At 64.1% G+C, this 12,550-nt stretch carries 9 protein-coding genes; 7 read left to right on the top strand and 2 right to left on the bottom strand.

The genetic code is table 11. The features are described from left to right. Positions 1–195: 195 nt before the first annotated feature. Complete coding sequence (locus PI87_RS26700) at positions 196–756, top strand: hypothetical protein (protein WP_039600770.1); 561 nt, start codon at positions 196–198, stop codon at positions 754–756. A gap of 122 nt (positions 757–878) precedes the next feature. Next, complete coding sequence (locus PI87_RS26695) at positions 879–1,280, top strand: hypothetical protein (protein WP_039600769.1); 402 nt, start codon at positions 879–881, stop codon at positions 1,278–1,280. Between the two features lie 693 nt (positions 1,281–1,973). Here PI87_RS26695 and PI87_RS26685 read toward each other — a convergent pair. Beyond that, the gene (locus PI87_RS26685) at positions 1,974–2,990 is read right to left on the bottom strand and encodes a molybdopterin-binding oxidoreductase (RefSeq protein ID WP_039600768.1); all 1,017 of its coding nucleotides are present in this window, start codon (positions 2,988–2,990) and stop codon (positions 1,974–1,976) included. A gap of 262 nt (positions 2,991–3,252) precedes the next feature. Between PI87_RS26685 and PI87_RS26680 the strand changes: the two genes are divergently transcribed. Continuing rightward, positions 3,253–5,022: a phospholipase D-like domain-containing protein gene (locus PI87_RS26680; protein WP_039600767.1), complete on the top strand. Its 1,770-nt coding sequence runs from the start codon at positions 3,253–3,255 to the stop codon at positions 5,020–5,022. A gap of 21 nt (positions 5,023–5,043) precedes the next feature. Here PI87_RS26680 and PI87_RS26675 read toward each other — a convergent pair whose 3' ends face one another. Then, positions 5,044–6,534 carry an acyl-CoA synthetase gene (locus PI87_RS26675; RefSeq protein ID WP_039600766.1) on the bottom strand — a complete coding sequence of 497 codons (1,491 nt, stop codon included), beginning with the start codon at positions 6,532–6,534 and terminating at the stop codon, positions 5,044–5,046. A 152-nt stretch (positions 6,535–6,686) separates the two neighbouring features. Here PI87_RS26675 and PI87_RS26670 point away from each other — a divergent pair, with 152 nt between their 5' ends. From PI87_RS26670 to PI87_RS26655, 4 genes are all read left to right on the top strand, one after another. Then, positions 6,687–7,610 (top strand): LysR family transcriptional regulator, encoded by a 924-nt coding sequence (locus tag PI87_RS26670; protein ID WP_039600765.1) that lies wholly within the window; start codon positions 6,687–6,689, stop codon positions 7,608–7,610. 234 nt (positions 7,611–7,844) lie between these two features. Continuing rightward, positions 7,845–10,679: a xanthine dehydrogenase family protein molybdopterin-binding subunit gene (locus PI87_RS26665; protein ID WP_039600764.1), complete on the top strand. Its 2,835-nt coding sequence runs from the start codon at positions 7,845–7,847 to the stop codon at positions 10,677–10,679. After that, positions 10,676–11,227, top strand: a complete 552-nt coding sequence (locus PI87_RS26660; RefSeq protein WP_039600763.1) for a (2Fe-2S)-binding protein — start codon at positions 10,676–10,678, stop codon at positions 11,225–11,227. Before PI87_RS26665 ends, PI87_RS26660 begins: the two co-directional genes overlap by 4 nt. Beyond that, positions 11,227–12,516: a cytochrome c gene (locus PI87_RS26655; RefSeq protein WP_232314099.1), complete on the top strand. Its 1,290-nt coding sequence runs from the start codon at positions 11,227–11,229 to the stop codon at positions 12,514–12,516. Before PI87_RS26660 ends, PI87_RS26655 begins: the two co-directional genes overlap by 1 nt. Positions 12,517–12,550: the final 34 nt, after the last annotated feature.

Raw genomic sequence — 12,550 nt, 5'->3', positions numbered from 1 at the left:
TGGGCCCACGCCTGAAGCGTCTCAATCCAGAGGCAGCTAGCGATGCCAGCAGCTAAGTTTGTCCTGATTCACCCTCGTGAGAGATCACTGGGTCGCCACGTTATTACTTGATTGGGGATTACTTTGGGCCAAATCACGCATTCCCTGATTCGTGCACTCCTATTGGTTGCTCAAGACCGCCAAGGTTGTGCAGTGATGCGCACCAACACCGGTTGCTTTCGGACAGCGGGCTTGTTTTCGCTGGCCTGCTGCATCGTCTTCGCTGGTCTGGTGCCAGGTCAAGCCGGTGCCGGCGAGTATCTGGATGCCTTCAATCGAGTGGATGGGCAGACTCGGGAGATCTTTTGCAACTGGGCGTTGTTTGCAAAGGCGGGCAGCTTCACGCGGGAGGGCAGCGAACATAGAGGTCTAAGCCAGCAGAAGGCGGAACAAGCATGGGACGAGCAGGACCATATGCTGGCAAAGGCTTTTGCGTATGACCAACTGGCGCGCATGGTAGGGCTCGCCTCTTACGACAAGGCGTCCAAGGTCGTGTACGACACTTTCATGGCGTCCGCGGCGGGCGATAAAAGAAAAGCGTTCGATACGGATGAGGCGCTAATACAAGTGCATTGTCTTAAACAGTATGGGGCGTTGGAGGAAATCGGGGCACCGGTCAAGAAGCTCGAGGCGATTTACTTCGATATGGACCGGAAGGGTAGGGAGCATGCCAAGGCGGATTACGTCGAACAAGCGGTCAAGCCCTATCGAGACTAGCTTGCTTGTTGGTAGACCACATTGAGAGAAGAAATGAGCAGTTGTCCGCTGGCCCCAGATTTGATCGCTGAAGACGAGTAAGACCTCTGCCTCCATCCAACTTCAATCGAGAATTCGAGATCATGATTCATAAGACTGCCCTTCTTCTCGCGGCATCGGCTGCCTGCGCCACCGCGATTGCCGCTGAGCCCCCACGTTGTCAGCGTCAGACAGCAGAGAACATCGCATTTGAAATGTGCCTGGTGCCCAGTGGTGCGTTCCAGCACGACCTCTATACGTTGAAGGCCGACAAGGTGCTGATCGCCGCGCTAGTGGATGACTACGCAGAGTCTGTTCGGCTGGAGCACAAAATACCCGAAGGGCTGTCGATTGAGTTTCCGTTGTCGAAGCAGGGTGGTAACCCCATGCAAATCACAGGCGGATGCGTTCCGGAAAGCAGGGATGGCGCCGAGGTTGCACGCGTCTGCAATTTCCATTGGGGCAAAGTGCAGATCATCAAAGACGTGCGCTTCGAGTTCAACTAAGACCTAGAAAAATCGGAAATGAAAGCAGAGAAACGCATCGTCGCGATCTGTGCTGTAAGTGCGCTCAGTGCTTGTGGCTCGCTTGGTACGTAGTTCAGAACGGCCGATGAGGCCACGGACGGTCCGCGCGCTCGCCTTCGTGTGAGTGGCAACGCGCTCGTCAAGGCGGTGCCAAACAAGGATTGCATTGACTGGGGGGCGCCCGGTGCAGGGACAGTGTTGGGAGGAATCGTCGGCGCTAGTGGCTATCGCGGGCGCTCGCTCGGTATGCCGGGAGCAGAGAAGCTGGGCCAGATGCCGACGGGCGAGCTGTATGTTGCCGCAGAGCGGCCGTACACCCTGGTGTTGCTGGCGGCGCCGGAAAGTCGCCTGCAGTGCTCTGTCGCTGCGACGTTTGTTCCGAAGGCTGACGTTGACTATGAGGCCCGCTTAGTCCTTGAAAAAGGAGCATGTGTTGCAAGCGTGTCGACGATGAGCGGTGACACGGTTCAAGTCACCAAGCCTCAATCGTGCCAGTGAGTATGCCGGCATCAAGTACGTGCGTTGGAGACGGCCGCGCGAAGTGCATGGTCGGTCGGACTCTCAGAGCAAGCCACGGTCGTCTATGCAGGCAGAGTCGATCGAAGCCAGCCCCATCGCTTTTTTCGGCATCGTCGCGGTGGCGCAGTCATTGACTGCGCCACCCACGCCTTGTTACTGCCCCACCGGTGCCGCAATCACCTCCAAGCCAATTAGACTCGACACAAATCGCCCCTGCTTGCCGTCATTCGGCAGCACCAGCCGCGCAAAGCCGTTGGTGGTGAGCGGCACGCCGTTGGCCGCATAGGCGATGAAGTCGGGCTGGTTGCCGAAGTTCGGGTCCATCTCACCAAACGAGACCACCGCCTTGTAACCATCGCTGCCGGTGGCGACGACGTACTTGGCGAGCGAGTCGTTTTTCACCGCCGGGTTGTTGACGATGCCGACCGAGGTGTTGAGCAGATCCCACAGGCTCACCCCCGTGTAGGTGACGCCCGATACCGTGCGCGTGACCACGGGCAGGTTCTGCAAGGCCGTCAAGTCGAACGTGCCGGGGCGCTGCACAGCGCCGCTCACCTTGAACTGCGTTGACGCACCGCCGCCCGTGCCAGCCGCAGTGGAACCCGAACTGCGGATGTCCAATCGCACGAGGTTCGAGATGTAGCGCCCGCCCTTGGTGTCGCCGGGGGCGGTCACGCGCAGCGGACCATCCGCAGCGGGCAACGCGCCGGTTATGCCGTTGATGGTTTCCGCATAGACCACGCGGCTTGCGCGGTTGCCGAAGTCGGGGCTCAGCTCGCCCAGCGCGAAGACGGCGCGGTAGCCGTCGGTGCCGGTGGCGACGACGATCTTGTTCAGCAGGTCATTCTTGATGTTCGGATCGGTCTTGATGCCGATCTGGTTGAGCGCGCCCCATACGCTGGTGCCGGTGTAGGTGTGGGTTTGCGAGCCGCTGCCGCTGCCGAAGCTATCGGTGCTGGTGGTGGCGGGCAGGGCCTTGAGCTGGGTCGTGGTGAGCGTGCCGCCGGTGGCCGCATCGCCGGCCACCGTCAGGGTGGCTTGCGGTGTGGCGGGCGTGGTGACCTGGGGCGTGTCAGCGTCGGAGCCGCCGCACGCGGCCAGCAGGAACGGCACCAGTGCGAGTTGCAGCGCATGGGCCAGCTTGAATCGGAACGGCGAAAAACGGTGCATCGGAACCTCCCTTGTTGTTGTCGTTGTATACATGGTTACATAACGGTTGGGGGAGGCTATTAAGCGCGACGTATGGACGACATACGTTGGGGGCCATAAACCGCATCCAGTTGCAGGTGTGTGTGCAGATCGGATTGAAGCGGCGTTGAACTCATCGCCCGTAAACCCGCATGGCGCCTGCAAAATACGCCGTTTGCGTCAGAGGATTGTCACGATCGCGGTGCTATAAAAAACGGATGCTTTGCCACCCCAGGAGACTCCCATGGCGACATCCGTCGATTCATTCCAGGTGAAGGTGTATCAGGGCGACAGCGCGGTGCTGTTTGCGTTTGACGTGGCCGATGCAGATCGCGCCGATCTGGCCGGCTTTGCCATCCAATGCACGCCGCAGGGCCAGGCGCCGTACTGGGTGCCCAACCGGCTGACGTTCGACGCGCCCATCCATGCGGATGCCCCCCTGCAGGCCGGCAAGTACGCCGACTCCATCGACGCGCCGTTCCAATCGTTCCACTGGGCTCACTTTCCGCCGCATGCGGCCGGGCAGTACACCTACACTGTGCACGCGCGCTACTTTGCGTCCACGAACCCCGTGCAGCTTGAAACACGTGCCACACGCAACGTGAACGTGACCCTGCATCAACCGATGAGCGACTGGGCCACCGTGGGCATGGTGCGCGGCTATGTGTCGTCGCAGGCGTTCATTGACCACTACGGCGGCAACACGGCGCTGGCACCGGACAAGCGCGCGCAGACCAAATCGCCGCTGCTGTATGACACGCAGCCGTATCAGAGCAAGTACGCCTACCTGGGCGCCACCGGCCGCCGCCTCATCATCGATCTGCTCAACCAGTGCCAGGCGTCCGACGGCTATGGCATCGACGTGCTGGCCTATGACCTGGACGAGCCGGACATCATTCGCGCGGTTGCGTGGCTCGCGCAGAACGGCCGCAAGGTGCGCGTGATCCAGGACAACTACATCGGCACCGGTGCACACCCAACCGGGCATGGCACCGACGACGCCTTCGAAACGCAGGCCACCGAGGTCTTCAAGCAGGCCGGAGCGGACGTGCGCCGCACGCATTTCGCACGCTTCCAGCACCACAAGGGGATCCTGCTGCGTGATGCGGCGGGCAAGCCGGTGCGCGTGCTGGCGGGCTCGGCCAACTTCTCGCTGCGCGGGCTGTACGTGCAGGCCAACAGCGTGCTGGTGTTCGAGCAGGACGTTGCGCAGCTCTATGCACAGGTGTTCGACCACACGTGGGACTTGATCGGCCAGTACGGTGAAGATGCGGCCGGCAGCCGCAAGGTGGCCACCGCCTTCCGCGCTGATGCACTGGCTGGCAACTGGCAGGCTGTGCCGCAGGGCAGTACGCCGCGCGCGCGCTTCGGCTTCTCGCCGCACCAGACCGATGCGCTGCTCTCCGAGGCGGCCGACCGCGTGAAAGGCGCGCTGTCGTCGGTGCTGTTTGCGGTGATGGCCACCGATGGCGGCGGCGAGATGCTCGACACGCTCGAGCACGTCGTGCCGCACAAGGCGGGGCTGCTCTCGCTGGGCGTGATCGACAAGGCGGGTGGTGTGGATGCCTTCGCGCCGGGCCGCGACGTACCCTCGCAGACCGTATCGTTCGCGTATTTGAAGGACGAGGCGCCCGCGCCGTTCAAGCAAGAGGTGGACGCCGGCACCGGCCAGCACATCCACCACAAGTTTGTCGTGTGCGATTTCAACGGCGACGAGCCGGTGGTGTTCTGCGGCTCATCCAACCTGTCGAAGGGCGGTGAGGAGCAGAACGGCGACAGTCTGATCGCCATCTACGAACCGGCCATCGTCACGGCATATGCGATCGAAGCCATCCGTCTGTTCGATCACTACCGCTTCCGCGCGAGCGAGTCGAAGGCCACGGCCGCCAACCCGCTGGTGCTGAAGACGACCGGCGCGTGGGCTGACCCATACTACGATCCGCAGAACATCAAGTTCACGGAGCGCACGCTGTTTGCCAAGTCGGGGGTGGCACAAGCCGCCGCCGTCGCCTGACACGGCGCACCGGCGGCGACGTTATACACGTCGCTGCCGGTCGCCCCACCATGCATCGCGCAGGCGGCGCTTGGCGATCTTGCCGTTATCGTCGCGCGGCAGCGCTGTCGTGAATTCAATCTGGCGCGGGATCTTGAAGCCCGCAATCTGGCCGCGCAGCCAGTCGATCACGGGCTCGGCCTGCAGCCCTTCGCGGTCGGTTTGGACGACAGCGACGAGGCGCTCGCCGTATTCATCGCACGGCACGCCAAAGACGGCGCAGTCCACCACATCAGGGTGGCGCAGCAGCGCGTGCTCGATCTCGGCCGGGTAGATGTTCACGCCGCCCGAGATGACCATGTCCGATGCGCGATCGCACACGTAGAGGTAGCCGTCTGCATCCAGGTAGCCCATGTCGCCGAGCGTGACTAGGCCATCGCGCTCAATCTTGGCGCGGGCCTCGTTGTTGCCGCGGTAGGTGAAGTCGGGGTAAGCGGGCTGGCGGCTGTAGATCAGGCCGATCTCGCCGGTGGCGCAGGGCGTGCCGTCTTCATGCAGGATGCGCACTTCGGCATCGCACACCGGGCGGCCGGCGCTGCCGGGGCGCGCGGCCGCGTCGTGCGGGTCCATCACGGTGATCATGCCGGTCTCGCTGGAGGCATACGTCTCATAGATGACGGGGCCGAGCCAGTCGATCATGCGGCGCTTGATCTCGGGCGCGCACGGGGCGCCGGTGGAAGCCACGAAGCGCAGTGAAGAGAGGTCGTAGCGGTTGCGTTCTTCCTCCGTCAGTTTGAGCAGGCGCACATACATGATCGGCACGAGGTAGACGGTGTCGATGCGGTAGCGCTCGATCTGCTCCAGCACGCGCAGCGGATCAAAGCGCGGGTGCAGGACGAGCACTTCGGCCATTTGTGCGGCCTGCTGGGCGAAGAGGCTGGGGGCGCTGTGATACAGCGGTGCCGGTAGCAGCGCGCGGCAGCCCGGCACGATGCCGAAGGTGGCCGCCACCACGGCACGCGCTTGCTGCAGGTGGGTGTCGAGCTGGTCTAGCGGCACGGCTTGGCGCACTACGCCCTTGGGCCGGCCCGTGGTGCCCGACGTGTAGGCCATGTGCCCGCGCGGTGAGACCAGCGGTCCATCGTACGGTGTCTGCAGCGCGAGCCAGTTGGCATAGCCGTCGGCGCGGTCGGTGCCTTCGGCATCCACGCGCAGCAGTTGCACGTGGGGCAGCAGCGGCTCCACCGCATCCACCAGATCCCGATGGCCGATCAGCACCTTGGCGCCCGAGTCGCGCATCAGGAATTCCACCTCTGCCGGCGTGAAGTGCCAGTTGATCGGGCAGAAATGGCAGCCGGCAATGCGGCACGCGTGCATCACGTCAATGTAGGCCGGCGCATTGCGCATCAGCACACCGATCACATCGCCTTCCTGCACGCCCATGCGGCGCAGGCCGCCGGCAAGTGCCGCGCCGCGCGCGAGCAGGGTGTCGGCATCGACGGGGCGGTCTTCAAAGATGAGGTTGGCGGTCATGCGTGTCTCCTGCGGGCGAGGTCTCTATTGGACTGCTGTTTGATCTACGGAGCATGCCGGATTGAACTGCACTGAACAATCCGCTTAGGATTGCGCACACTGGTGAATGCCATTGAACAACAAAGCTCGTCTGCCTGCTCGTTCGCTCACCCATGGACCTCAACCTCATCCACCTGTTTGTCGAGATTGTGGAAGCGCGCAGCTTTACCGCCGCCGCGCAGAAGCTGGGCATGACGCGCTCCAACCTCAGCAACCGCCTGAAGGTGCTGGAGCGAGAAACCGGCGCGCAACTGCTGCGCCGCTCCACACGCAGCCTGGAGTTGACGCAGGCCGGGGAGACCCTCTTCGAGCACGGCCGCCGCATGCTGCAGGAGGTGGAGACCGCGCGCGCCTCCATCGACGGCCTGGGCCAGACCGTGCGCGGCCACGTGCGGGTGAGCGTGCCGACGGGCCTGGGCCGCTTCTTCCTGGGCGACATGCTGCTCGAATTTGCGCGCGAGCACCCGAACGTGACGCTGCGCGTGACGTTCAACAACCGCGTCAATGACCTGATTGCCTCGGAGATTGACGTGGCATTCAAGATCACCTCGGCGCCGCCGCAGGACACCATTGCGCGCGAGGTATGCCCGATCGGCTGGAGCCTCTTCGCCACCAAGGCCTATCTGAAGGCGCACGGGCCGGTGGCAACGCCCGAGGCGTTGGCCGCGCAAGCCATCGTCTGCCCGCCCATGCCGGGCCGGCGCTTGACGCTGGCGCTTTCGCGCACCGCGCGCGGCAAGACCACGCAGCACAGCGTGACGGTGGAGCCGCGCATGCAGTCAGAGGACTTTCCGTTCCTGGCCGATGCGGTGGCGCGCGGCATGGCCATCGGTTTGCTGCCCAACTACGTGACGCATGCCGTTGCTGCATCGGCAGCTACGCCCTTCGAGCGTGTACTGCCCGACTACGAGGTGGGCGGGCTTGGGGCACACCTGTTCATCCTCACGTTGCCCAATCGCTATGCGTCGCCCGCCATGCGCGCGCTGATCGATTTTGTGCGCTCGCGCGTGAGCCTGCAGGCCACGGACTGGCGCTAAACGCAGCCGGCATGGCAGCCCACTGGTGCTGCACATGCACAAAACGGTGCCAAGGCAGATAACGTCCGCCGAATAGACGATATTCGGCATCGCGCCTTGTCTTGGATCAAGGCGGATACCAAAATCGAAAGAGGCGGAGCCGCTTTGCAGTCACCTGCACCCAGACTCCCCATCCCTCCCCACGCCACCCGCTGAACTCGGGTGCGCCGTTGCATTCCTTCGAGGAAGAAGTTCATGCCGCTTACCCATCCGTCGCGCCGCGCTTTCCTGAAAGCGACTGTCGTGGCCGGCGTCTCGGTGTATATCGCACCGCTGGGCGGCCGCGCATTTGCGGCCCTGTTTGAAGAAAAGATCCTCACCCCGGTCCAGTGGGACCCAAAGACCGGTACCCCCAAATTCCGCATCGATGGCATTGCCAAGGTCACGGGCGACAAGGTGTTCGCACGCGACATCCGCTCGCGCGACATGCCGCACTGGCCGCAGCAGCAATCGCACGCGTTCATCCTGCGCACCACGCTGGCCGACCGCACGTACGAAGGCTTTGACCTGAGCCTGTTGGGCGATGAGCTCAAGCCCGATCGCGTCGTCACTGCGGAAGACCTGGTGCGCGACGGCGTGGCGTTCCCCGCTTTCTATGGCGACGACATGCTGCTGCCGACGGGCAAGACGCCCGCGTATCACGGCCACGCTGTCGCCATCCTGATCTATCACGACTTCGCGCGCTTCCGCTTTGCGAAGGACAAGCTCAAGTTCCAGGACAAGATCATCCGCTACGGCGCCGTGACCGGCCCGCTGGAGCGCGACCCGTGGGGCACCTTCCGCTTCGTCCGTGTGGGCGGCGCGGGGCCGTTTGACGACGACGTGTTCTCCAGCCTGAAGAACGCGCCGATCTTCCCGAGCATGATGCGCAAGCACGAGCCCGTGTGGCCCGACGGTGTGGACCACGGCAAGCTGGGCGAGCAGGGCATCTTCTACGCCAACCAGATCGCCGCGGAGCTGGATAAGCCGCCCGAGGACTGGCTGGTGCTCGACCGCGAGTACAACACGCAATCCATCGACACTGCGGCGATGGAAAACGACAACGCCAACTGCTGGTACGACAGCAGCACGCAGACGCTGCACATGGTCGTGCCAACGCAAAGCCCGGTGGAAGTGGGCCAGAGCACGGCCGAGATGCTGGCCAAGGCCCGCGGTGCCTTCCCTGTGAAGCAGGTGATCGTGCACCCGTGCTACACGGTCGGCTACGGTTCGAAAGACCACTACAACTTCCCGTTCTACGGCCTGGTGACGGCGCTGTATGCCGACGGCAAGCCGGTGCGGCTGGCCAACGACCGCTACGAGCAGTTCCAGACCTCCATCAAGCGCCACGCGTTCAAGATGCGCTACCGCATCGCCGTGGACAAGAAGACGGGGCTGTTCCAATCGTTCCAGGGCCACTTCGAAGCCAACGGCGGTGGGCGTGCCAACTTCTCGCCTTCGGTGGCGATGGTGGGGGCAACGGCCGCGCAGTCGATCTACTACTTCCCGAAGAACGACCTGACCGCTGTGGCAATCGCCTCGCGCGCCATTGACGCAGGCTCCGCGCGTGGTTACGGCACGCTGCAGAGCATGGCCGCCACCGAAGTGATGGTCGACGAGTTTGCCGAGCAACTGAAGCTCGACCCGATCGAGTTCCGCCTGAAGAACGCGCTGCGCTCCGGCATGAAGAACACGCAGGGCGCGATTCCTGCCGGCGCCATCCGCGTGGATGAAGTGCTGCAGGCTGCCAAGGTGCACCCGCTGTGGGTGAACCGCGCGAAGAAGAAAGCCGAGTTTGAAGCCGCCCACCCGGGCAAGCGCTACGGCGTGGGCTTTGCGTGTGTGCAGAAGGATTTCGGCACGGGCGCTGAGGCATCGTTCGCCAAGGTGGAGATCCGCCCCGATGGGCAGATTGCGCTGCACCACGTGGCGGCGGAAATCGGCACCGGCATGTCGACGTCGCAGGCGATTGCCGTGGCGCGCTGGCTGGGCCGTCCGGCATCGGAAGTGCGTGTGGCGGTGACGGACTGGGCAGACCTGCCCGTCACCACCAGCGGCGACCCGTACATCATGAGCCAGGCTGACCAGGACAAGGCGGCGGCCAACCCGCGTTGGTCTCCGGCGTATGCATCGCCGGCCAGCGCGACCAACTCGGCGTACTACTTCACGCACAGCACGCGTGAGGCGGCGCGCATCGTCTTCATGCACGGCCTGTGGCCGGCAGCCATGGCGATCTGGAGCCAGGGCATTGGCGGTGGCCAGGCAGCATCTCTGGTTGTGCGCGTGGAAGACGCGCGCTGGGTGGACGGCAAGCTCACGGCCGGCGGCCTGGAGGCGCTGCCCTACGAGCAGATCGTCAAGCGAGCGCACGAGCTGGGCCTGGTGACGGGTGCCGTGGTGCACGTGTTTAACCGCTGGCAGTGGACCGAGGCGGATTTCGACGTCAATGGCACGGCCACGCGTGTGCCCATCGATGGCCTGTCCGTGCGCTACGGCGAAGGCGCCGACGCCGCGCGCAAGGCCAAGATGACGACGGCCGGTGGCTACCACGTGCTCGATCGCAAGAAGGTCTACATCGCGCCCACGCAGCGTAACAACGCTTCGGTCACGTACTACAGCGCGGTCGGCACGCTGGTCGAGTTGTCGGTGCATGAGGCCAGCGGCAAGGTGGACTTGCTGTCGCACCACTCGATCATGGAATGCGGCTCGCAACTCTCGCCGCAGCTCGTGTCGGGGCAGTTGCAGGGCGGCCTGGCGATGGGTATCGGCCACGCGCTGCATGAATCCCTGCCGCTGTATGAAGACGGCCCCGGCAACGGCACCTGGAACTTCAACCGCTACCACCTGCCGCGCGCCAAGGACGTGGCCGTGTGGACGCAGACCGGGACGGTGCTGCCGCCCTTGTCGGAAACGGATCCGCCCAAGGGCATCGCCGAGGTGGTGATGATTCCGGTGGTGGGCGCCATCGTGAACGGCATCGCGCATGCCATCGGACACCGCTTCACCAGCCTGCCAGTGACCGCGGAAAAGATTCAGGAGGTACTGGCATGAGCATCACCACCCAACCGATCACCTTGCACCTCAATGGCAAGGACTTGGGCCCCGTGCAAGTGCCCGAGGGCCTGATGATGATCGACTTCCTGCATGAATACGCGGGCCTGACGGGCTCGCGCCTGGGCTGCGGGCAGGGCGTGTGCCGTGCGTGCACGGTCATCCTCGACAAGCCGGACGGCACCAGCGAAGAAGTCCGCACCTGCATCACGGGCGCGCATTTCTTCCAGGGCAAGAAGGTGCGCACTGTGGAAGGCCACGCCACGCGCAATGAGAAGGGCGAGGTGGTCTCGCTCTCGCTCGTGCAGCAGAAGTTTCTGGAGCACTTCAGCTTCCAGTGCGGCTACTGCACGCCGGGCTTCGTCAACGGCGCCACGGTGCTGGTGGAGCGCCTCAAGCGCGAGCCGGTCGCACGTGAGCAGCTGGACGAGACCATCACTGAAGCGCTGAACGACCACATCTGCCGCTGCACCGGTTACGTACGCTACTTCGAGGCCGTGAAGGACGTCGTGCTCAGCACACCCGGACTCATCAAGGACGGCAAGTGATGACCATGGCTCAACCCAACCATCGCAACCTGCTTCGACTGGCGCGTCTGGCGGTGTTGCCGCTGCTGGCTGCTGCCACGCTGGCAGCCTGCGGCGACCGCTCCACCGACATTCCGGCCGCTGCCGATCAGCCGCCGCCCGCCAAGCTGACGGGCGCAGATCTGATCTCACGCGGCCGCTACCTTGTGCGCGCGGCGGACTGCGCAGCCTGCCACACCGCCAAGGACGGCGCACCGTTCGCGGGCGGTGTGCCGCTGGCCTCGCCGTTCGGCACGTTCTACGGCACGAACATCACGCCCGACAAGGAACACGGCATCGGCAAGTGGAGCGCGGACGAGTTCTATAAGGCGCTCCATGATGGCGTATCGCCTGACAAGCATCTGTATCCGGCGATGCCGTACACGTCGTATCGCGGCCTGTCGCGCGGCGATACCGATGCGATGTACGCGTACCTGATGCAGCTCAAGCCCGTGGCGGTTGCCAACCGCGAGCACGAACTGCGCTTCCCGTACAACATCCGCCTGGCCATGGCGGGCTGGAACCTGTTCTTCCTGAAGGACACGCTGCCCGATGCCTCGACCGGCAACTCGGCGGCATGGCAGCGCGGGCGCTATCTGTCCAACGCGCTCGGCCACTGTGCGGAATGCCATACCTCACGCAGTTTTGCAGGCCAGTTGAGTGCCAGCAAGCCGCTGGGCGGCGCGGACCTCGGGCGCGTGGTCGCACCGGATATCTCGCCCGCAGGCCTGGCCGCGCGCGGCTGGACGCCGGCCGATCTGCAAGCGTTCTTCAGCACCGGCATTGCGCAGCAAGGTTCGGCATTTGGTGAGATGTACCCGGTGGTGCACCTGAGCTCGCAGTACCTGAGCCAGGCGGACATCGGTGCAGTGTCGACCTACCTGCTCGGCGACAAGCCGCCCGCGCCGCAACCGCTCAAGCCGGTGGCCGCCACAGCCGACAACGCAGACCAGCTCAAGGCCGGCCGCGCCAGCTACCTGGCCGTTTGCGCCGGCTGTCATGGCCGCGATGGCGAAGGCAAGCCGCACGTTGCGGTGCCGATGCTGGGCAACTCCACCGTGCGCAATGCCGACGTGCAAAACCTGCTCGTCGCCATGCTCGACGGCATTGAAGAGCAGCGCTTCCCGGGCACGGAAGCCATGCAGGAGATGCCGGGCTTCGCGCAGATGGACGACACAGAACTGGCCGCGCTGGCCAACTACCTGCGCACCAGCTTTGGCGGGCAACCGGCAGATGTGACGGCCGATCGTGTGAGGGGTTTGCGCAAGTAAGCGCTTCACGCACGACTCAAAGAAAAGCCCGCCC

It is taken from the genome of Ralstonia sp. A12 (assembly GCF_000801955.1).
Lineage (GTDB): Bacteria > Pseudomonadota > Gammaproteobacteria > Burkholderiales > Burkholderiaceae > Ralstonia.
Note: the sequence above shows the minus strand (reverse complement) of the source record. Positions and strands in the feature narration are given on the sequence as shown.